This window comes from Pseudomonas sp. PvP001 (genome assembly GCF_040546375.1).
GTDB classification, from domain to species: Bacteria; Pseudomonadota; Gammaproteobacteria; order Pseudomonadales; family Pseudomonadaceae; genus Aquipseudomonas; species Aquipseudomonas coleopterorum.
Map to the genome: position 1 here is coordinate 681,384 of NZ_JBEPNQ010000001.1, position 20,806 is coordinate 702,189.

At 59.4% G+C, this 20,806-nt stretch carries 25 protein-coding genes, 1 tRNA gene and 1 pseudogene; 9 read left to right on the top strand and 18 right to left on the bottom strand.

Annotated elements, in window-relative coordinates; translation table 11 throughout:
* Positions 1–55 precede the first annotated feature (55 nt).
* Positions 56–466: a FaeA/PapI family transcriptional regulator gene (locus tag ABMD26_RS03065; RefSeq protein ID WP_354307683.1), complete on the top strand. Its 411-nt coding sequence runs from the start codon at positions 56–58 to the stop codon at positions 464–466.
* Positions 466–825 (top strand): hypothetical protein, encoded by a 360-nt coding sequence (locus ABMD26_RS03070; RefSeq protein WP_354307686.1) that lies wholly within the window; start codon positions 466–468, stop codon positions 823–825. Before ABMD26_RS03065 ends, ABMD26_RS03070 begins: the two co-directional genes overlap by 1 nt.
* Here ABMD26_RS03070 and ABMD26_RS03075 read toward each other — a convergent pair.
* Entirely contained in the window at positions 779–1,228 is a 450-nt protein-coding gene (locus ABMD26_RS03075) for a hypothetical protein (protein ID WP_354307690.1), read from the bottom strand. The two genes, ABMD26_RS03070 and ABMD26_RS03075, sit on opposite strands and share 47 nt — an antisense overlap.
* Positions 1,229–1,434: 206 nt before the next feature.
* Positions 1,435–2,349, bottom strand: a complete 915-nt coding sequence (locus ABMD26_RS03080; RefSeq protein WP_354307694.1) for a hypothetical protein — start codon at positions 2,347–2,349, stop codon at positions 1,435–1,437.
* Positions 2,350–2,480: 131 nt separating this feature from the next.
* Between ABMD26_RS03080 and ABMD26_RS03085 the strand changes: the two are divergent.
* Positions 2,481–4,551 (top strand): annotated as a pseudogene (locus tag ABMD26_RS03085) (DNA cytosine methyltransferase).
* A 274-nt stretch (positions 4,552–4,825) separates the two neighbouring features.
* Here the strand turns inward: ABMD26_RS03085 and ABMD26_RS03090 are convergent.
* Positions 4,826–5,104 carry a hypothetical protein gene (locus ABMD26_RS03090; RefSeq protein ID WP_354307698.1) on the bottom strand — a complete coding sequence of 93 codons (279 nt, stop codon included), beginning with the start codon at positions 5,102–5,104 and terminating at the stop codon, positions 4,826–4,828.
* A gap of 102 nt (positions 5,105–5,206) precedes the next feature.
* Between ABMD26_RS03090 and ABMD26_RS03095 the strand changes: the two genes are divergently transcribed.
* From ABMD26_RS03095 to ABMD26_RS03105, 3 genes are all read left to right on the top strand, one after another.
* Positions 5,207–5,947: a hypothetical protein gene (locus ABMD26_RS03095; protein WP_354307701.1), complete on the top strand. Its 741-nt coding sequence runs from the start codon at positions 5,207–5,209 to the stop codon at positions 5,945–5,947.
* Between the two features lie 82 nt (positions 5,948–6,029).
* The gene (locus tag ABMD26_RS03100) at positions 6,030–6,431 is read left to right on the top strand and encodes a hypothetical protein (RefSeq protein ID WP_354307704.1); all 402 of its coding nucleotides are present in this window, start codon (positions 6,030–6,032) and stop codon (positions 6,429–6,431) included.
* Positions 6,353–7,480 (top strand): tyrosine-type recombinase/integrase, encoded by a 1,128-nt coding sequence (locus ABMD26_RS03105; RefSeq protein ID WP_354311788.1) that lies wholly within the window; start codon positions 6,353–6,355, stop codon positions 7,478–7,480. Before ABMD26_RS03100 ends, ABMD26_RS03105 begins: the two co-directional genes overlap by 79 nt.
* 69 nt (positions 7,481–7,549) lie before the next feature.
* On the opposite strand, the gene ABMD26_RS03110 is transcribed toward ABMD26_RS03105, so the two are convergent.
* The 9 genes from ABMD26_RS03110 to thrS all read right to left on the bottom strand — a co-directional run bounded on the left by ABMD26_RS03110 (position 7,550) and on the right by thrS (position 15,003).
* Positions 7,550–7,626, bottom strand: a tRNA-Pro gene (locus ABMD26_RS03110).
* Positions 7,627–7,715: 89 nt separating this feature from the next.
* Complete coding sequence (locus tag ABMD26_RS03115; protein WP_043188397.1) at positions 7,716–8,072, bottom strand: MerR family transcriptional regulator; 357 nt, start codon at positions 8,070–8,072, stop codon at positions 7,716–7,718.
* Positions 8,053–8,355, bottom strand: coding sequence for an integration host factor subunit alpha (ihfA, locus tag ABMD26_RS03120; RefSeq protein WP_002553164.1), 303 nt, complete (start codon positions 8,353–8,355; stop codon positions 8,053–8,055). The genes ABMD26_RS03115 and ihfA overlap by 20 nt, the downstream gene beginning before the upstream one ends.
* Before the next feature lie 3 nt (positions 8,356–8,358).
* Positions 8,359–10,737, bottom strand: coding sequence for a phenylalanine--tRNA ligase subunit beta (pheT, locus tag ABMD26_RS03125; protein ID WP_354307761.1), 2,379 nt, complete (start codon positions 10,735–10,737; stop codon positions 8,359–8,361).
* A gap of 27 nt (positions 10,738–10,764) precedes the next feature.
* Entirely contained in the window at positions 10,765–11,781 is a 1,017-nt protein-coding gene (gene pheS, locus ABMD26_RS03130; RefSeq protein ID WP_043188391.1) for a phenylalanine--tRNA ligase subunit alpha, read from the bottom strand.
* Positions 11,782–11,890: 109 nt separating this feature from the next.
* Positions 11,891–12,247 carry a 50S ribosomal protein L20 gene (gene rplT / locus ABMD26_RS03135; protein ID WP_043188388.1) on the bottom strand — a complete coding sequence of 119 codons (357 nt, stop codon included), beginning with the start codon at positions 12,245–12,247 and terminating at the stop codon, positions 11,891–11,893.
* A gap of 27 nt (positions 12,248–12,274) precedes the next feature.
* Positions 12,275–12,469, bottom strand: a complete 195-nt coding sequence (gene rpmI / locus ABMD26_RS03140; protein WP_002553160.1) for a 50S ribosomal protein L35 — start codon at positions 12,467–12,469, stop codon at positions 12,275–12,277.
* Between the two features lie 60 nt (positions 12,470–12,529).
* On the bottom strand, positions 12,530–13,081 hold the full coding sequence (gene infC, locus ABMD26_RS03145; protein WP_177327948.1) for a translation initiation factor IF-3: 552 nt from the start codon (positions 13,079–13,081) through the stop codon (positions 12,530–12,532).
* Positions 13,081–15,003 (bottom strand): threonine--tRNA ligase, encoded by a 1,923-nt coding sequence (gene thrS, locus ABMD26_RS03150; protein ID WP_049859166.1) that lies wholly within the window; start codon positions 15,001–15,003, stop codon positions 13,081–13,083. The genes infC and thrS overlap by 1 nt, the downstream gene beginning before the upstream one ends.
* A gap of 151 nt (positions 15,004–15,154) precedes the next feature.
* On the opposite strand from thrS, the gene ABMD26_RS03155 reads away from it, so the two are divergent.
* Entirely contained in the window at positions 15,155–15,649 is a 495-nt protein-coding gene (locus ABMD26_RS03155; RefSeq protein WP_354307776.1) for a hypothetical protein, read from the top strand.
* A gap of 290 nt (positions 15,650–15,939) precedes the next feature.
* Entirely contained in the window at positions 15,940–16,152 is a 213-nt protein-coding gene (locus ABMD26_RS03160; protein WP_032631434.1) for a cold-shock protein, read from the top strand.
* A 64-nt stretch (positions 16,153–16,216) separates the two neighbouring features.
* Here the strand turns inward: ABMD26_RS03160 and ABMD26_RS03165 are convergent, their stop codons facing one another.
* Positions 16,217–16,534 (bottom strand): I78 family peptidase inhibitor, encoded by a 318-nt coding sequence (locus ABMD26_RS03165; RefSeq protein WP_354307781.1) that lies wholly within the window; start codon positions 16,532–16,534, stop codon positions 16,217–16,219.
* A 149-nt stretch (positions 16,535–16,683) separates the two neighbouring features.
* Positions 16,684–16,989, bottom strand: coding sequence for a hypothetical protein (locus ABMD26_RS03170; RefSeq protein WP_192065844.1), 306 nt, complete (start codon positions 16,987–16,989; stop codon positions 16,684–16,686).
* A 144-nt stretch (positions 16,990–17,133) separates the two neighbouring features.
* On the opposite strand from ABMD26_RS03170, the gene ABMD26_RS03175 reads away from it, so the two are divergent.
* Positions 17,134–17,373 carry a hypothetical protein gene (locus ABMD26_RS03175; RefSeq protein ID WP_122742370.1) on the top strand — a complete coding sequence of 80 codons (240 nt, stop codon included), beginning with the start codon at positions 17,134–17,136 and terminating at the stop codon, positions 17,371–17,373.
* A 30-nt stretch (positions 17,374–17,403) separates the two neighbouring features.
* Here ABMD26_RS03175 and ABMD26_RS03180 read toward each other — a convergent pair whose 3' ends face one another.
* From ABMD26_RS03180 to ABMD26_RS03195, 4 genes are read right to left on the bottom strand one after another with little or no spacing between them, the layout of a single operon-like run.
* The gene (locus tag ABMD26_RS03180) at positions 17,404–18,423 is read right to left on the bottom strand and encodes a nucleoside hydrolase (RefSeq protein WP_056843048.1); all 1,020 of its coding nucleotides are present in this window, start codon (positions 18,421–18,423) and stop codon (positions 17,404–17,406) included.
* A gap of 28 nt (positions 18,424–18,451) precedes the next feature.
* On the bottom strand, positions 18,452–18,856 hold the full coding sequence (rbsD, locus tag ABMD26_RS03185; protein ID WP_122741869.1) for a D-ribose pyranase: 405 nt from the start codon (positions 18,854–18,856) through the stop codon (positions 18,452–18,454).
* Positions 18,853–19,770: a ribokinase gene (rbsK, locus tag ABMD26_RS03190; protein WP_354307794.1), complete on the bottom strand. Its 918-nt coding sequence runs from the start codon at positions 19,768–19,770 to the stop codon at positions 18,853–18,855. Before rbsK ends, rbsD begins: the two co-directional genes overlap by 4 nt.
* A gap of 12 nt (positions 19,771–19,782) precedes the next feature.
* Entirely contained in the window at positions 19,783–20,805 is a 1,023-nt protein-coding gene (locus ABMD26_RS03195; RefSeq protein ID WP_354307797.1) for a LacI family DNA-binding transcriptional regulator, read from the bottom strand.
* Position 20,806 lies beyond the last annotated feature (1 nt).

Consider the following 20,806-nt stretch of genomic DNA (forward strand, 5'->3'; position numbering starts at 1 on the left):
GCCAACGCCCGGCGCCGCGCCCACAACTTCAACCTCCCACCGAGTGGCATTCAACATGACCCCACTATGGCGTTACCTAACCCAAGCCGCAGGAATGACGGCCCAGAAGCTGGCGGATGCGGCCGGCATGACGATCCAACAGGCCCGCGCAGACCTGGCCGATCTTGAAGCCCAGGGCAAGGCCTGCCGCGAGCGCGGCGCCGTGGGCAAGCCGCACTTGTGGTGGCGCGCTGGAAGTCGGCCGCTGGATGGTCTGGACGTGCTGGTACACATGGCGCCGGCCGCGCACCTCCACCCTTCCGCCGGCGTGTTACGCGAGATGCTGGCCAGTTCTGGCAACCGCGCCAAGGACGCAGGTGTGAAGAAGATCGGGGCCATGGCCGCAATGTCTAAGGCGCCGCATCAGATCGTATGGCAGGCGCTGGACAACTACATGCCCGAGGAACAAGCGCAGGAGGCGGCGTGATGGCGATGGATCAGAAGCAGCGCGATGTACGCCGGCACGAAAAGGCGGCCAGGCTGCAGGAAGAGGATCTACGACTGAAGGTCCGGCCCGGTACGAAGCAGGCGCTGGCCGAGCTGATGCAGTGGGCAGGCATCGAGGAACAGGGCGAGGCGCTGACACTGATGATTCATCGGCTGCATGAATTAGGGCCTGATCGAGCACTGCCGCTGCTGGAAGTGCCGCGCCACGAATACCGACCTTCGCGGATTGTGGCGCTGGCTTTCGAGCGCAAGAGCATGCTCATGATTCAGCAGGATCCGGGGGATGAGGTACTTACGCCGCAGCTTCACGCCCCAATACACGGTGTGCAATCGCGATGACCAGACGGTAGCTAAAATATGAATCATCCCAGTTCAGCAGCGGCTCCTCGTTAACATCGTGGATCGACCCGCTTGGCGATACCAAAAACCTCGACACCTCTGTTTTTTCATCGCTGGTTAGATGGTCTATAAAGACAATCACCTCAGCGTAATTTTCCCGCAGTGTAAGGCGAGGAACGATATGGATAGTGAATCTTCGACCGATGAAATTGCCGACTACCGTTCGCTTGTCATTAATGATGTCGAAGGATGCCCGGTCAAGCAAGATGTCATCGCTCGCAAGCTCTTTCCAATGATTTACATTTTGTAGGAAGTGGTCTCTGGCTACGCTGAACCCTTTCGAAGCTCGAATAATCTCGCGCTCAAAGTTTTGCTGGTTATAGTCAAAATCTGATTTATCCATCTGCTTTCTCCTTGACCCGGCCTCATGCCGGCCACCATCTATACCCCAAACCGACCCCTATTTGCCACTCACCGAGATATCGGAGAGCTAGGCTTGCAAAGCAGACCCCATGGAAGATTATATCCAACAAGTTCTTTGCCTATGGGTGGCAAAGTGCCTTATCTGCTATTGTTTCAGACTTCAACCAAATATCACAACAGCCAAAGCTATTTAACTTCAAAGTACGAGTTACCGCCCTTTCTGTTAGTCAGCAACCTAACTTCAAAATCAAACAGCGCTTCTAAAAACTGAACATCAGCCAGCTCCAAGCTTTTGTTGGACACCACCTTGAAAGCTAGCTCGACACTGTCAGATTTAATAATCGAGACACTAGTCACCCCTGGAAGCGTTCCAAGATAGTCCGAAACCTCATTGTAGTTTTCGATATTTTTAGAACAGCGAACTATATAGGATAAATTGCCACTGGAACGAATGCTCACACCAACTGGAGGCGGCGGTGGAAGAACGCCTCTGAGCTTCACCTCACTAATAAACGACTCAATATAATCTAGCTTTTTGATAAGGAATGTTTGCGCATCGTCTGGTTCAACCGACTCCCTCAGGACTCTACTCTGAGTAACCCGATATACTGGGTTATCTGGTTCTCCCAAGAGCAAAGCAGCATTGATTGCGGTTTCTAACCTAGGAGCCAAATCCACTACTCCGTGCATGTCATTTTGAAAAAAGACCGTTCGCTCGTCAGATATATCAAAAGGTAAACGAGTACCCACCTCAGCCAAAACCACTATGGGTAATCCAACGCAGTGTCGTACAGCAAGCTCGTACATTACATTTGGATTTAACTCACTGAGATTTGCGATTACCAACTCATCATAAATAACATGCTCAACCACCTGACGAGTTATTGACCCCGGACTTGCTATTTCATGAGCCACGAAGGTTTGAAACCCCAGCTTATCTAATACAGGCCGCATGACTGCATTAATCAACCCGTCTGCAGCCCTTCGGGTTGAGGATGCGTCAGCCCCTATCGGAGTCACGATAAAACATTTCTTTTGCTGTCCTAAATCTTCAACTCCGCTATCAGTTTTGGTTTCCTGTGCATCACCTTTCTTGCTCATTGGCTACTCCCCTTCCTAAACCAACTTAAAGATTTATGCCCTGAATGAGAATGACTGAATTTTAAAAAAATTGCTACTGAACTGTCGTATGCAAGCCGCCCTCCCCACTACCATACCAGTGAGTCACCACAATGTCCGCACGTCAAAAGAACATCCTTCTCAACTTCAAAACTCAGTATGGCCTTGGCTTCAATCCGCAAGACGATGAGATCGTGGTGGACTTCTTCTGCGGTGGCGGCGGCGCCGGTACCGGGCTGGAAATGGGCCTGGGTCGAGCAGTGACGGTAGCCAAGAACCACAACCCTGCGGCGATCAGCATGCACACCGCCAACCACCCAGCGGCCAGGCACTACACCACCGACGTATTCGAGGGCGATCCGGACGAGGAATGCGGCGGCCGCGCGGTCGGCTGGTTCCACATGAGCCCGGATTGCACGCATCACAGCCAAGCCGCTGGCGGCCAGCCGCGCAAGCGTGAGATCCGCAACCTGTCATGGATTGGCCTGAAATGGGCCGGTAAGAAGCGGCCCCGGGTCATCAGCTTGGAGAACGTGAAGCAGATCCTGCAGTGGGGCCCGCTGATCGCCAAGCACGACAAGGTCACCGGACGGGTGATGAAGCTGGGCGGCCAGGTCGCCGCGCCGGGCGAAGTGGTTCCTGTGCACCAGCAGTTCCTGGTGCCTGACCCAAAGCGCCGCGGCACCACTTGGCGCCGGTTCGTGGCGCTGCTGGAAGGCATGGGCTATGCGGTCGAGTGGCGGGTGATCAAAGCCTGCGACTTCGGCGCGCCCACCAGCCGCGAGCGGCTGTTCATGATCGCCCGGTGCGATGGCCAGCCCATTGTGTGGCCAGAGCCAACGCACGCTCGCAAGCCCGCCAAGGGCCAACAGACGTGGCGCACAGCCGCCGACTGCATCGACTGGTCGGTGCCGAGCAAAAGCATCTTCGGCCGCAAGAAGGACCTGGCCCCGGCCACGCTTCGCCGGGTTGCCAAGGGCATGAAGAAGTTCGTGATCGACAGCGCCGACCCTTTCATCGTGCCGATCGCGAACTGGTCCGGAGAACTGGCGCAGTCTGCTCATGAACCGCTGCGTACGGTGACGTCGTGGCCACGTGGCGGATCATTCGCCATGGCCAGCCCGATCATCGCGCCAGCCACGCATCAGGGTAGCGACCGGGTCAACGATCCAGGCCAGCCGCTGCCAACTGTGACATGCGCCAACCGGGGCGAACTGACATTGATCAGCCCCGTCATGGTCACCGCAGCACATGGTGAAGGCAAGCCGGGCGGCGTTCAGCGATGGGGCCAGGGGACCAAGGACGCTGCGGAACCTCTCGGTACCGTCACTGCATCCGGTGGCCATGCAATTGCCGCGGCCCACCTGGTGAAGTTCCGGTTCGATGATGCGGGCAAAGCGCTCGATGAGCCTCTGCCAACCATCACCAGCGGCGGCAACTACCAGCGCCCGGCCGGTGCCGCGCATGCCATGGGCGTGTGCACGGCATTCATGGCCCAAATGAACGGCGGATTCAACACCACCGACGCCAAGCCCATGGAAGAGCCCATGACCACGGTCACCAATACCGGAAGCCAGCAGCAGCTGGTCACCGCCAACCTGGTGCACCTGCGCGGTAATTGCGATGCGCGAGACGCCGCCGACCCCGCTGCACACGATCAGCGCCGGCGGCACCCACCACGGCTTGGTCACCGCCTTCATGGAGCGCCAGTTCGGCGCCAGCGTTGGCCAGGCTATCGACGAACCTGCACCGACAATCACGGCCGGTGGTGGGGGCAAGAGCTCGCTGGTGGAGCTGAAGCTGTCGCCCGAGCATGAAGAAGGCGCGCTACGCGTTGCGGCGTTCCTGATCAGCTACTACGGCACGGAGAACGTCAGCGGCTGCAGCAACCCGGCGCCAACGATCACGACCAAGGATCGGCTGGCGCTTGTGACCGTCATGGTCAAAGGCACCCCTTATGTGATCGTCGACATCTGCCTGCGCATGCTGCAGCCGCATGAGCTGTACCGCGCCCAGGGATTCCCGGCTGACTACATCATCGACAAGGGCGCAGACGGCCGGAAGTTCACGAAGACCGAACAGGTGCATATGTGCGGCAACAGCGTGAGCCCTCCGCCGATGGCGGCGCTGGCCCGCGCGAATGATCCATGGCGCGCCGCGGCGCGTGAGGCGGTGGCAGCGTGACCGCCCTGCGCCGCACCACCACAACACGCGCCATGCCTATGCCCTGCCTCGAACTGAACGGGGTATGCGACGAATGCGGCCAATACCGCGCCCACGGAAACCACCGCTCCTGCTCCAAGAAGCGCCAGCAGTGGTATGCACAAGCGAGGAAAAAATGAGCCTACTAGCCGCTCAATGCATCATCGTGTGGCTCTGCCTGCAACTTCCTCTGGGCATGATCCTCGGGCACTTCATCAAAAACGCCAACGCCCAGGTTCGATAAGCCCCCGCCCGCTCAGAAATAAGCCGACAAAAACTTTATGTTTATTACAGCAATAGCGATCGCAGTGACCAAGCCAGGGAAGCGCATCAAGCCAAACATCAAATAGAGAAAAGGACTGTTTAAACCAATCATCAAGGTGGCGAGCACAGCTATCTTAGGTGCTTCAACATCAAATACAGTCCAGATCAAGATCGCGATCCATATCACCCAGAAGGCGTACATCGTCACACCGTCGACACGGTAAAAAGCCCGCTTGAATGTATGTCCAACAGTATCCGTTCCATTAAGCATCCGCGTTTCCTTGCAAAGTCAATTGCCCGAGCGTAACCGACTCGGTACGACAAACTCTACTCCCTCTCTTAAAGTCAGCCGCTGTAGCGGTGTGGCGGAGCTATGTCCATGGAAAATCAAATCAAGGAACGCCCGATCCTGTTCTCGGCGCCGATGGTGCGCGCCATCCAGGAAGGCAGAAAGACGGTCACACGCCGGGCGCTGAATGCGCAAGCGTTGAAGAACATCGGCTACGGAATTCAGCTTGGAGAGTGTCACGAACTGCCCAGCGAAGGCCCACTGCATCCGAACAGCATCGGGTACTACACGGACTTCTGCCCCTTCGGCCAGCCAGGCGACAGGCTTTGGGTGCGCGAGACTTGGGGCGTGATCAGCCATGACTTCGATGAACAGGGCAACATGATCGACTGGAAGCCAGATCGCCCGGCCACGGCAATCCGCGAGCTGCCCTTCGGGCGCGGCTACTACTCTGGGCACGTTATCTACCGCGCCGACGGCGAAGCCGAATGGGCTGGCGATGATGACGGAGGTGGAGATACTCGCTCGGCCTGGCATCCCAGCATCCACATGCCGCGCGCCGCCTCCCGCATCCTCCTGGAGATCACCGACGTGCGCGTGGAGCGGCTACAGGCCATCAGCGATAAGCAGGCCCTAGCCGAAGGTGTGAGGCTCTACGCCGATCATGCAGCGCTCGGCGACTGGTACCACGTCGAAGGAAAGGAGACCTACAGCGCTGATCCCCGCAAATCTTTCGAGCTGTTGTGGTCGTCAATCAACGGTCCGACTGCCTGGGATGCCAACCCGTGGGTGTGGGCAGTCGAGTTCAAGCGGGTGACCTCATGACCAGCTGCGAACGCCTCGAAGCGACCATCGCCAAAGCCACCGAATAACCCCTTCTGCCGCCAAACGCGGCACGGAGCACCACATGGCAAACCTCACTGCGGCGAAGGCTACGGCCATCGCGCCCAGGTTCATCCGCTTTGGCGATGCGCCTGGCTACCTCGGCATGTGCCGGGACGAATTCAACAAGACCGTTCGCCCATTCGTGCGCGAATTTCCCATCGGCAAACAAGGCGTGGCTTTCTGCCGACTTGAGCTGGACGAGTGGGCAGATTCCTACATCCAAGCCAAGTCGATTGAAAAAGCCGCCAATCAGGACAATAATCGGCCCCGCAGCGGGCGCCAAGGAGTGAACACATGGCGCGAAAAGCGATTACCGGTCTCTACGAAAAAGGTGGTGTCTGGCAAATCGACAAGGTCTACCGGGGAGAGCGCATTCGAGAAAGCACTGGAACTGGTGACCGGGAAGAGGCAGAGCAATACTTGATCCACATGCTGGAGCGGTTGAGGCAGGAAAAGGTTTACGGGGTGCGGAAGGTCCGCACCTGGGAAGAGGCGGCAACCCGCTACCTCATAGAGTCCAAGGATCAGCCCTCCATTCATCTGACGGCGCTGTGCATGAAGCAGCTTCACCCATTCTTGGGGCATTTGCCGCTCACACACATCGACGACCAGGCGCTGGAGCCTTTTATCAAGGACAGGCTGACGACGAAGGTTCTGGAATGCGGCAAGGTCGAGAAAGCTGTAACCAACCGCACTATTAATATCGCTATCGAGCGAGCGGTACGGGTTCTGACGCTGTGCGCGCGCAGGTGGCGGGACGACGACCGCCGGCCGTGGTTGGATAGCGTGCCGATGCTGAAGAAGCTCGAAGAGAAGAAATCGAGTCGCAAGCCCTACCCTATGTCCTGGGAGGAGCAGTCGATTCTGTTTGGGGAGCTGCCTGGACACCTGCAGACCATGGCCCTGTTCAAAGTGAACACGGGATGTCGCGAGCAGGAGGTGTGCAAGCTGAGGTGGGATTGGGAGATTGCGGTGCCGGAACTGGGTACCAGTGTTTTCCTGATACCTGCTGACTTCGGCGGGAGGCACGCCCGCTCGGGCGTAAAGAACGGCGACGAGCGCCTGGTGGTGTTGAATAGCGTGGCCAAGTCGATCATTGAAAAGCAGCGCGGCACCAGTCGAGAGTGGGTATTCCCCTACAACGGGACCGCAATGCACAGGATGAACGACTCAGCTTGGAAAAAAGCTCGGGTGAGAGCGGCGAAACTCTGGCAGGAGGAAAACCTTCGCCCCGCTCACCCTGGATATGCCTCGATCAGGATCCACGATCTCAAGCACACCTTCGGTCGCAGACTTCGCGCCGCGGGCGTGACGGAAGAGGATCGAAAGTCATTGCTCGGGCACAAGAACGGCAGCATCACCAGCCACTACTCCGGGGCGGAACTAGGAAAGCTGATTGAAGCTGCGAACATGGTATCAACAACCGACTCGCGCGGGCCGGTCTTGACGATCTTGAAGAGGAAAATCGGATGATGTCCCGAAAAAGTCCCCACGCATGAAAAAGCCCAACCTGTGAAGATTGGGCTAAGTCATTGAAATAAATGGTCGGGACGGAGTGATTCGAACACTCGACCCCTTGCACCCCATGCAAGTGCGCTACCGGGCTGCGCTACGCCCCGACCGAGCGTAAAGCTGTTCCAGAACCTCTGAGAACGTCGAGAAATATACCTTAAGCATTTGAATTATGGAAGTATTTTTTTCCAAAAATTCACTTCTTCAGGACACTCAACACATCTTCGAGCTCGGAGATCGTCTGGCGAATCAATTGCTTGTACTGCGTGGTGTCATCCTTGGCTTCGTCACCGGACAGACGCAGACGCGCGCCGCCGATGGTGAAACCCTGGTCATACAGCAGCGCGCGGATCTGGCGGATCATCAGCACGTCCTGGCGCTGGTAATACCGACGGTTTCCGCGACGCTTCACGGGGTTGAGCTGAGGAAATTCCTGCTCCCAGTACCGCAGCACGTGAGGCTTGACGGCACACAAGTCGCTGACTTCACCGATGGTGAAGTAGCGCTTGCCGGGAATGGGCGGAAGTTCGTCGTTATGACTTGGTTCCAGCATAGGCCTCAACTCGGGCTTTCAGTTTCTGCCCTGGACGAAAGGTGACCACGCGGCGAGCCGTGATCGGGATTTCTTCACCGGTTTTCGGATTGCGGCCAGGCCGCTGGCGTTTGTCCCGAAGGTCGAAATTGCCGAAACCCGACAATTTGACCTGCTCGTTGTCTTCAAGAGCGTGCCTGATTTCTTCGAAGAACAGCTCGACCAATTCCTTGGCCTCTCGCTTGTTCAGGCCCAACTCTTCATAAAGACGTTCCGCCATTTCAGCTTTCGTCAAAGCCCCCATGCGCTACTTCCTTAACGTGGCGTTCAACCTTTGTTCGAGCGAGGTGAGGATGGCTTGTGTCGTGGTATTCACCTCATCGTCGTTAAGAGTGCGCGATGGATGCTGCCAGGTCAAGCCAACAGCGAGGCTTTTTCTATGAGGATCAATGCCTTTACCCTGGTAGACGTCAAACAACCTGAGGTCGGTGAGCCATTCCCCGGCGTTCTCGCGAATGACCTCCATGACTGCACTGGCAGCCACATCACGATCGGCCAGCAATGCCAGGTCACGACGCACTTCAGGGAAGCGCGACAACTCCTGGAATTTCGGCAGGCGACCTTCGGAGACTTCGGCAAGCACCAGCTCGAACACGAAGACCGCGCGGTCCAGACCCAACGACTTCACCAGCTCCGGATGCAAGGCACCCAGGTAGCCTACTTCCTGACCATCGCGTTCGATACGGGCGGTCTGGCCTGGATGCAGCGCCGGGTGCTGACCCGGAACGAAGGTGAAGGCGTCCAGCGCACCGGCGAAGCCCAGCACGGCTTCCACATCAGCCTTGACGTCGAAGAAGTCCACGGTTTCGCGGCCCTGGGCCCAGCCTTCCGGCAGGCGACTGCCGCAGACGACGCCAGCCAGCATGGGCTCCTGCTTCAACCCGTCCAGTTGACCGACGAAGCGCAGGCCGCTTTCGAACAGGCGCACGCGGTCCTGCTGGCGATTGAGGTTGTGCTGCAGGGCCTTGACCAGACCTGGCCACAAGGACGAGCGCATCGCCGCCATGTCGGTCGAGATCGGGTTGGCCAGCAACAGCGGCTCGACGCCAGGGCTGAACAGCTCGAACAGCTTGGGATCGATGAAACTGTAGGTGATCGCTTCCTGATAGCCACGGGCGACCAGCAGGCGACGCAGGGCTGGCAGGTCGGAGCGAGCTTCAGGGCTGGCCTGCGGCGCCAGACGCGCCTGTGGGTAGCGTACCGGCAGACGGTTGTAACCGTAGAGCCGAGCCAGCTCCTCGATCAGATCGACTTCCAGGCTGATGTCGAAGCGATGACTCGGCACTTCCACCGACCACTGCCCTTCCCCACTGGCCTCGACGCCCAGACCCAAACCGGTCAGCAGCGCTTCGATCTCGCTGCTGCCCAGCTCCAGCCCCAGCATCTGGCTGACCCGCTCGGCACGCAAGGTGATCGGTGCGATCTGCGGCAAGTGCTCCGCACTGACGCTTTCGATGATCGGGCCCGGTTCGCCGCCGGCGATGTCCAGCAGCAACGCGGTCGCGCGCTCCATGGCTTCACGGGCGAGGTTCGAATCGACACCGCGTTCGAAGCGATGGGAAGCGTCGGTGTGCAGCCCATACGAACGTGCCTTGCCTGCCACCGAGATCGGTTCGAAGAACGCGGCCTCGAGAAACACATCGCGGGTCTTGGCGGTCACGCCGCTGTTCTCGCCGCCCATGACGCCAGCGATGCCCAGCAGACGAGCATGGTCGGCAATGACCAGGGTATCGCTGCGCAGAGCGACTTCCTGACCGTCGAGCAGGGTGATCTTCTCGCCCTCCTCGGCCATGCGTACCCGGATGCCGCCGTCGATTTCGGCCAGGTCGTAAGCATGCATCGGCTGGCCCAGCTCGATCATCACGTAGTTGGTGATGTCCACCGCGGCATCGATGCTGCGCACTTCGCTGCGACGCAGACGCTCGACCATCCACAGCGGAGTGGCCCTGGACAGATCGACATTGCGCACTACACGGCCGAGAAAACGCGGGCAAGCTGCCGGCGCAAGCACTTCCACCGGACGCACATCGTCGTTGACCGGAGCGACGGCGGCGATGACCGGGCGAGTGACCGGCGCGGCATACAGCGCACCCACTTCACGGGCCAGACCTGCCAGGGACAGGCAGTCACCCCGGTTGGGGGTCAGGTCGACCTCGATGCTGGCATCGTCCAGCCCCAGATACACCCGAAAGTCTTCGCCGGTCGGCGCATCGGCTGGCAGCTCCATCAAGCCGTCATTACCTTCGCCAACCTGCAGCTCGGACTGCGAGCACAGCATGCCGTTGGACTCGACGCCGCGCAGCTTGGCTTTCTTGATCTTGAAGTCACCGGGCAGTTGCGCACCGATCTTGGCGAATGGAATCTTCAGGCCGGGGCGCACGTTCGGCGCACCACAGACCACCTGAAATGTTTCATTGCCATCGCTGACTTGGCACACGCGCAGCTTGTCGGCGTCCGGGTGCTGCTCGGTGGCCAGCACCTCGCCCACCACCACACCGCTGAACTCGCCTGCGGCCAGGGTTACGCTGTCCACTTCCAGACCTGCCATCGACAGACGCGCAACCAGCTCGTCTCGCGAAGCCTGCGGGCTTACCCAGCCACGCAGCCATTGTTCACTGAATTTCATCCTGCTCTCCTGAAAGATTCGTTACGGCTAGCGAAATTGCGCGAGGAACCGCAAGTCGTTGTCGAAGAACAGGCGCAAATCATTGACGCCGTAACGCAGCATGGCGAGACGCTCCGCACCCATGCCGAAAGCAAAACCCTGGAACTCTTCGGGGTCGATACCCGACATGCGCAGCACGTTGGGGTGCACCATGCCGCAGCCCAGCACTTCCAGCCAACCGGTCTGCTTGCAGACCCGGCAGCCCTTGCCGCTGCACATCACGCATTGAATATCGACTTCAGCCGAAGGTTCGGTGAAGGGGAAGAACGAGGGACGGAAACGAACCGCCAGCTCTTTTTCGAAGAACACCCGCAGGAATTCCTCGATGGTGCCTTTCAAGTCCGCGAAGTTGATGTCGCGGTCGATCAGCAACCCCTCGACCTGATGGAACATCGGCGAGTGGGTGATATCCGAGTCGCAACGATAGACCCGGCCCGGGCAGACGACCCGAATCGGCGGCTGTTGCGACTCCATGGTCCGCGCCTGCACCGGAGAGGTGTGGGTACGCAGCAACATGTTGGCATTGAAATAGAAGGTGTCATGCATCGCACGGGCCGGGTGATGGCCTGGGATGTTGAGCGCTTCGAAGTTGTGATAGTCGTCTTCCACCTCGGGACCTTCGGCAATGCCGTAGCCGATATGGGTGAAAAACTGCTCGATCCGCTCCAGCGTCCGGGTGACCGGATGCAGGCCGCCAGTTGTCTGGCCACGGCCAGGCAAGGTCACGTCGATCTGCTCGGCAGCGAGCTTGGCGCTCAGCTCGGCTTCTTCGAAAGCCGCCTTGCGCGCATTGAGGACATCTGTGACACGCTCCTTGGCTTCGTTGATCAGCGCACCCACTTTAGGACGCTCATCGGCAGGCAGGTTGCCCAGGGTCTTCATCACCTGAGTCAGTTCGCCTTTCTTGCCAAGGAATTGAACCCGGATCTGCTCCAGGGCATTGATGTCTTCAGCGTGTTGCACGGCCTCCAAAGCTTGAGAGACCAGCGCATCCAGGTTTTCCATGTACAGACTCCAGATACGAAATAGGGGAAGAGCTTGAAGGCTCTTCCCCTATTCATGACGTTTAACACCCCGACCCGCCGACGGCGGGCCAAGGTGATTGTCGGGGTACTTAGGCCAGCGAGGCTTTAGCTTTCTCGACAATCGCAGCAAACGCCGCTTTTTCGTTCACTGCCAGATCAGCCAGAACCTTGCGGTCGATCTCGATGGACGCTTTTTTCAGGCCGGCAATGAAACGGCTGTAGGACAGACCGTTGACACGAGCACCAGCATTGATACGAGCGATCCACAGGGCGCGGAACTGACGTTTTTTCTGACGACGGTCGCGGTAGGCGTATTGGCCTGCCTTGATGACCGCTTGCTTGGCAACACGGAATACGCGCGAACGAGCGCCGTAGTAGCCTTTAGCCAGTTTCAGAATTTTCTTGTGACGCTTACGGGCAATGACGCCACGCTTAACACGAGCCATGAGTTAGTCCTCTATCTTTGACCGAAATTAACGAAGGCGCAGCATGCGCTCGACTTTTGCCACGTCAGACGGGTGCAGCAAGCTGCTACCGCGCAATTGACGCTTACGCTTGGTCGACATTTTGGTCAGGATGTGGCTCTTGAAAGCGTGCTTGTGCTTGATGCCGTTGGCGGTTTTCAAAAACCGCTTCGCTGCACCACTCTTGGTTTTCATCTTTGGCATGTTCGGGTACTCCACATTCAATTGATAAACATAACCGCAAGGCCTGCCGTGCCCTGGTGGTTACTTCTTTTTCTTGGGGGCGATGACCATGATCAGCTGGCGTCCTTCCATCTTCGGATGCTGTTCAACGGAGCCGTATTCGAGCAGGTCACCTTCGACCCGCTTCAACAGCTCCATGCCCAGCTCCTGATGCGCCATCTCACGGCCGCGGAATCGCAAGGATACCTTGGCCCTGTCCCCATCACTCAGGAAACGTACCAGGTTGCGGAGTTTTACCTGGTAATCCCCTTCTTCCGTCCCTGGACGAAACTTGATTTCTTTTACCTGAACCTGTTTCTGGTTCTTCTTCGCCGCGGCAACCTGCTTCTTCTTCTCGAAGATCGATTTGCCGTAGTCCATCACCCGGCATACGGGCGGGATGGCATCGGCGGAGATTTCCACCAGGTCCAGCTTCGCTTCTTCAGCGATACGAAGCGCTTCATCGATAGAGACGATGCCAATCTGCTCGCCGTCAGCGCCAATTAACCGAACCTCGCGTGCCGAGATATTCTCGTTGATCGGGGCTTTCGGTGCAGCTCGTTTATCTTGTCTCATTTCACGCTTAATAATAATTACTCCGAATCTGGGCGACCACGCCGGGATACCGCTTGTGCCAGGTACTCGGTGAATTGGGCGATGGGCATGGAGCCCAGGTCAGCACCTTCACGGGTACGCACAGCGACAGTTTGCGTTTCAACTTCCTTGTCCCCGATGACCAGGAGATAAGGAACCTTGAGCAAAGTATGCTCACGGATTTTAAAGCCGATCTTTTCATTTCTCAAGTCGGACTTGGCACGAAACCCGCTTTCCGTCAGATTTTTTTCGACGAGCTGCACGAAATCCGCTTGTTTATCAGTGATATTCATCACCACGGCCTGCACGGGCGCCAGCCAGGCCGGGAATGCGCCTTCGTAGTGCTCGATCAGGATACCGACGAATCGCTCGAACGAACCCAGGATCGCGCGGTGCAGCATCACGGGATGCTTGCGCCCGTTGTCTTCGGTGACGTATTCGGCACTCAGACGGATCGGCAGGTTGAAATCGAGCTGCAGTGTACCGCATTGCCAGACGCGACCCAGACAATCCTTCAGCGAAAACTCGATCTTGGGACCGTAGAAGGCGCCCTCGCCCGGCTGCAGGTCGTAAGGCAGGCCAGCGGCATCAAGCGCTGCGGCCAGGGCCGACTCGGCACGATCCCACAGTTCGTCGGAGCCGACTCGCTTCTCGGGACGCGTGGACAGCTTGAGCTGGATGTCCTTGAAGCCGAAATCGGCATAGACGTCCATGGTCAGCTTGATGAAAGCAGCCGATTCGGACTGCATCTGCTCTTCGGTACAGAAGATGTGCGCGTCGTCCTGAACGAAGCCGCGCACACGCATGATGCCGTGCAGCGCGCCGGAAGGTTCGTTGCGGTGGCAGGCGCCGAACTCGGCCAGGCGCAGCGGCAGCTCGCGGTAGCTTTTCAGGCCCTGGTTGAACACCTGCACGTGGCAGGGGCAGTTCATCGGCTTGATGGCGTAGTCGCGATTTTCCGACTCGGTGGTGAACATGTTCTCGGCGTAGTTGGCCCAGTGCCCGGATTTCTCCCACAGGCTGCGATCGACCACCTGCGGCGTCTTGATTTCCAGGTAGCCGTTCTCGCGCTGGATCTTGCGCATGTACTGTTCAAGCACCTGGTAGACGGTCCAGCCGTTGGGGTGCCAGAAGACCATGCCCGGCGCTTCTTCCTGAAGATGGAACAGGCCCAGGCGCTTGCCGATCTTGCGGTGATCGCGCTTCTCGGCTTCCTCGATACGCTTGACGTAGGCGGCCAGCTGCTTCTTGTCCGCCCAGGCAGTGCCGTACACGCGCTGCAACTGCTCGTTCTTGGCATCGCCGCGCCAGTAGGCACCGGACAGTTTGGTCAGCTTGAAGGACTTGAGAAAACGGGTGTTCGGCACGTGCGGACCGCGGCACATGTCGACGTATTCTTCGTGATAGTACAGGCCCATGGCCTGTTCATCCGGCATGTCTTCGACCAGACGCAGCTTGTAGTCTTCGCCGCGAGCGGTGAACACGTCGATGACTTCGGCACGCGGCGTGACTTTCTTGATCACGTCGTACTCGGTGTCGATCAACTGCTGCATGCGCTGCTCGATCGCCGCCATGTCGTCCGGTGTGAAAGGCCGCTCGTAAGCGATGTCGTAATAGAAGCCTTCTTCGATGACCGGGCCGATCACCATCCGCGCGGTGGGATACAGCTGCTTGACGGCATGACCGACCAAGTGGGCGCAGGAGTGACGGATGATTTCCAGCCCCTCTTCGTCCTTGGGCGTGATGATCTGCAAGGTGGCGTCGGCGGTGATCAGGTCACAGGCGTCGACCAGCTGGCCATTGACCTTGCCGGCCACGGTGGCCTTGGCCAGGCCGGCGCCGATGGAGGCGGCTACCTCGGCAACGGAAACCGGGTGATCGAACGAACGCTGACTGCCGTCGGGAAGAGTGATGGTGGGCATGGCGCCTCCTCTCCTAGTGGTGACCCCTACCAAAGGTCACATGGGTTGGGATGAGCCAGTACGCGATTCGCCCGGTATGCCCGCCTTACGTTGGCAGGAGCCTTGCGGCCGACCGGAATACGAACCAGAGTGACTGGAGCAATCGAAAAAGGTGAATCCCGCGCTTCGCGCTGCCGAACAAGGCAGTGCCGAGCGCAAGGCCGAACATCCTAGCACACAAGGTGCGTCGAATTGGTGCGTCATGCGTGCGATGTGGCAACTCAGCGGGTGGCTGAACTTGCGGCCCGTTCCACCCCTCAGATGTGGTGAGTCCAAACCGCCTGAAAACAAGGAGCTATTCATTATGGGTCTCAAACGACTTCTTCCCCTGAGTGCCTGCCTGGCCCTGATGCTTCCATTCGCGGCCCAGGCTGCCGCGCTGTCCGCCGACGCCAAGGCCGAATACACCGCTCAATGTCAGGCTGCAGCCGTGCAGCAAGGCGTCGATGCTGCCAAAGCACAGGCACACTGCAGCTGTGGTGCAAAAGTGATCGAGGACAAATTCACCCAAGCCGAGATCGACCAGTTGACCAACAAGCAGGTCGAACCACCGATGGCGCTACGCCAGAAGTTGATGAAGGAAGTGCTGGTTTGCAAAAACCAGTAACCTCGACAGCCCACCTGAAGAGCACTTCGGGCGTTCTTCAGGCCTGATAACAGCAGACGATCGATTTATTTGCGACGGAATGCGGTTTTTTTTAAAAGAATTTTCAGGTGCAAACCCTAACAAAATAAGGGGTTTAGCCGCTTCGGACAGGTCAAAAGGCGACAACCTTGGCTTCCTGCCCCAATCAAAGGGGGTTCACAGTCCAGCTTTTGGACTATGATAGGGACCGTGTGCCCAGTTGGCCTGAGCAGCACAGCACTACTGAATATTATGTTTCTTGGAGATTCACCATGTCTAATCGCCAGTCCGGCACCGTAAAATGGTTCAACGATGAGAAAGGCTTCGGCTTCATCACTCCTCAAGGTGGCGGTGACGACCTGTTCGTACACTTCAAAGCTATCGAATCCGACGGTTTCAAAAGCCTGAAAGAAGGCCAGACCGTTTCGTTCGTGGCTGAGAAAGGCCAAAAGGGCATGCAAGCTGCTCAAGTTCGCCCAGAGTAATCTCGGCAGCTGAAAAAACCCGTCCATGTGACGGGTTTTTTTTCGCCTGCGATTCGTGCCGCGTTCAGCCGCAGTTGAGGCGAGTGATCTGACCGCTGTCGTCGGCGTTCAGATTAAGACGGTCGGAACGGTACTCTAGGGTGACCATGTCGTGGGGACGCAGTATCCGGGCAACCTGGGCGCCTGCCTTGACCCTGGCCTCTTCGAGCAGGTCGGCGGAAGCTGGCTTGCCGACGGTGTAGCGTGCGCCATCGGCGTTGCAGCGTCCGTCGAACGCGGGTGCAGCAGCGGCAGACGACTGGGTCGACTTATCTGAGGTAGAGCAGCCGCTGGCGGCCAGGGCGGCCATCAGGATCAACAGGGTCTTGCGCGGGAAAGGCATGCAGCCTCCTCTTTTTCCAGTAGGTTTTCGAATAGTCAAGGTTGTGCGACCGCCTGCAACTGGATTGGTTGCACACTGGGCCAGTCTGCCCCAGGGCACCGTAAACGAGTGCCTGCGAATTCGTCACGGGATGTGTGGTGACATTGCATTCAGTACAGATCGATGTAATCGGATCGAGGCACAGGCCAGTGAGTCTGCAACGCGGTATGGATCTGCTGGATCCATTCGGCGTCCTCGGCGGCAGCCGGACCCACGTAGCCCGATCCGGCAGACCAGGTTTCGAGACGGAAACACAGTCCCTGCACGTCCATGCCACCGATCGCCTGAGTGGAAAGGAAAGCGATACCGTCGCGGGTGACGCGTAGCTGGTTATGAACCGCCGGGTTTCCCGAGGCGATCAGGGCGCGGACTGCCTTGAGGGTCAGCGATTCGGGCTGCTTGAGATCGATGTGCACATGTGCCTCCATGCAGAAGATAGGCCCCAAGTTTGGCACGAGGCCGGCCATCTGCCCAAGGGCCGGTGTAAAGCGTGGACGAAAATGCTTTACTGGATCACGTGGAGCGAACGTCGTTCGCTTGTGACCGTTGGCGAGAGCAACATGGCAAACGTATCGATCAAGGCGGACATCAAGGTCCAGTGGCCTCAGGGCCAGAGCTCTTTCAGTCCCGGCACGCCCGAAGAACTGGCGATTATCGGGGTCGACGTGCTGGTCAAGGCACTGGGCACCGAGGCTGCGCGCAGCTTCGTCATGCAGGTGTTCGAGCGCTATGCCCACGAACACGCGACAGCGTCGGTCAACAGCGTGGGCCATCCACTCAAGAACGTACCCACACCGTAGCTCGCTGAAGCCCGTCATGGGCTCGACAGATCAAGGCAGACGCTGCAGCCGTTGCGTCAGCAGATCGAAGAACCCCTGCGCGTTGCCGTCGTTTACCCAGAATACATTCGTGGGCTGTTTGAGTGTGCCGTACCAGTCGGCCACGGTCTGACCGAAGGTAGGGCCTTCGCGGCTGTCGATGGTCAGGTTGACTTGGCGACCGCTGAACAGCTCCGGCGCCAACAGGTAGGCAATCACGCTGGCATCGTGTACCGGGCCGCCGGGCAATCCGTAGTGCTCCATATCGGCCTTGACGTACGCCTGGAGGATATCCACCACCCGAGGACCCGCCTTGTTCGACAACGCGGCCAGTTGCTGCAGACGTGCCGGACTGGTCAGGATCTTGTGGGTGACGTCGAGCGGCACGTAGGTGAGCTTCACCCCGCTCGCCAGCACGACCTGAGCGGCGTGCGGGTCGGCGAACAGGTTGAATTCCGCTGCTGGCGTGATGTTGCCGCCATTGAAGTGGGCGCCGCCCATGACGATCACTTCCTTGATGCCCTGGGTAATGCCAGGGGCCTGGATCAACGCCAGCGCCAGGTTGGTCTGTGGCCCAAGCATGGCCAGGGTGATGCTGTGAGGTTCGGCATGGCTGAGGGTGTCGATCAGGTATTGCACCGCACTGCCTTCGGCCAGGCCCTTGGCCGGCTCTTGGACGACGATACCCGGCACGCCCTCCTCGCCGTGCACATTGGCGGCATAGATGGGCTCGCGGACCAGCGGCTTGGGCGCGCCGGCATACACCGGTACGTCCTCGCGGCCTGCCCATTCACGAGCCAGGCGGGCGTTGCGCGAGGTCTTGTCCAGGCGCACGTTGCCGGCCACGGTAGTGAGCGCGCGAACGTTGATCTGCTCAGGTGAGGACAGGGCCAGCAGCAAGGCGACGAAGTCATCGGCACCCGGATCGGTATCGATGATCAGATCGATCTTGTCGGCCGCCATGGCGGTGGCGCTGGTCAGCAAGGCCATCAGCGAAAATCCTCGGATCAGGGTCAGGAAAAAACGTTGCATATCACACTCCTTGTGCTCATTGATGAATCTAGAAAGTAACGCCTGCCATCAGGGCAATGTTGCTGTAGGGCTGGCATTCGCCGGTCCGCACGATGGCGCGGGCGCTTTTCGACAACTCCTTGAACCGCGCATGGCTGACCATCTGGCGCACGCCCAGTGCGCCTTGATCGTGCAACTGCTGGATCCGGGTCGACGCCGGAGGCAGTACCTGGAGCATCTCTTCGGCGATCACGTGGCTTTCCACCTGCATTTCGCTGAGCAGCACCTCCAGTGTGCTGACGAAGCTGGGGATGCCCGGTGTGAGGGCCAGGTCGATCAAGGGCACGCCAGGTGGCACCGGCAGGCCCGCATCGCCGATCACGACGATGTCGCCATGGCCCAGAGAGGCGACCAACTGTGACAGGGAAATGTTCAGCAATGCAGTCTTTTTCACGATAGCACCTGCTCGACCTGCGCCAGGGTTGGAATGGAAGGCTGCGCACCGGCGCGAGTGACCGACAGCGCCGCAGCGGCCTGACCGAAGGCAATGGCCTGGGACTCGTCCAGGCCGCGGGCCAGGGCCGCGGCAAAGCCACCGACGAAGGTGTCGCCCGCCGCCGTGGTATCCACGGCCTGCACCTTGCGGCCAGGAGAGTGCCGGGACTGCACGCCATCGGCAAACAGGACGCCGCGCTCGCCCAGGGTGACGATGATCTTGCCTGCACCGGCCTCGCGCAGAAGGCTGGCGGCCTGCTCCGCCTCGGCAACCGAGTTCACCGCAAGCCCGGTCAGGGCCTGCGCTTCGGTTTCGTTGGGGATCAGGTAGTCGATCCAGCCCAGCCACTGCGACGGCAAGGGGCCGGTCACCGGCGCGGGGTTGAGAATGACGGTTTTTCCCGCCTCGTGAGCGCGTTGCAGGACAAAAGCCACCACCGGGTAGGGAATTTCCAGCTGGCATACCACCACGTCGGCGGCCTGCAGAAAACCATCGAAGCGCTCGATGTCGGTGGATTCGAGTTGGCCATTGCCACCTGCCACGATGACGATCGCATTCTGGCTGTTGGCATCGACCACGATCATGGCGATCCCGGTCGCCACGTCCTCGGCCACCCGCACGCCCTGACAGTCGATACCTTCATCGGCCAGCGCCTGTCGCAGCGCGTGGCCATAGGCGTCGGCGCCCACACAGCCGATCATTGCCACCTGGCCGCCCAGGCGCGCCGCCGCGACTGCCTGATTGGCGCCCTTGCCGCCCGGAACCGTCGCGAAGGACTGGCCCAGCAGCGTTTCTCCCGCGCGCGGCAAACGTTCGGCCTGTGCCACCAGATCCATGTTCAGACTGCCTATTACCAATACGTTCGCTTGCATCGTGTGCCACTCTCAGCGCAATTCATGGGGAAGACCGGCGTATCGCGCCGTGGACTCGCGCACCACGATCTGTGGCGCGATGATGTGTTGCGTGGCGGCTGTGCCGGCAGCGCCAGCGATCCGGGCCAGGAGCCGCTCGGCGGCGCTCTCGCCCAGCTCGCCGATACGCTGGCCCACGGTGGTCAGGGCCGGGTAGACGTAGCGGCTGAGCTGGATGTCGTCGAAGCCGATGACCGACAGCTGCTCGGGCACGCGGATTCCCTGTTCGGCGGCTGCGCGCAGTACGCCCAGACCGATCATGTCGTTGGCGGCGAAAATCGCCGTGGGCCGCTCGCCCGCCAGCAATTGCACCGCCGCCCGGTAGCCGCCGGGGCTGGTGAAGTCGCTGTGCAGGACATGACCTTTCGCGGGCTGTATACCGTACTCGGCGAGCGCGCGATGGTAGCCGTCCATCCGCAGTTGCGCCACATGGGTATGCGCAGGCCCGCTGATGCAGGCAATGGCGCGATGGCCCAGTTCCAGCAGGTGCAGGGTGGCCAGGTAGCCGCCCTGCTCGTGGTCGATGCACACCAGATCGGCCGTCACCTCGTGCAAGCCGCGGTCGACGATGACCATGGGCGTACGCACCGCCGCCAGCATATCGGTCAGCGCGGCATCGCCACCGACCGAAGCGAACACGATGCCGTCGACGCGCTTTTCCAGCAACACACGCAGGTAGTTGCGCTGCTTCTGCGGATCGTCGTCGGAGTTGCACAGGATCACGCAGTAGCCATTGCGCTCGCAGCAGTCCTCGATACCCCGCGCCAGTTCGGCAAAATAGGGGTTGACGCTGTTGGGCACCAACAAGCCGATGGTCGCCGTGCTGCGCGCCTTCAACGAGCGGGCCACGGCGCTGGGTACATAGTTGAGTTCGGCGATCGCCGACTCGACCTTGCGCCGCACGTGCTCGCTTACCGGGCGGCTGTTGTTCACCACATGGGAAACCGTGGTGTAGGAAATCCCCGCCCGCGCCGCCACATCCTTGATGGTCGCCATG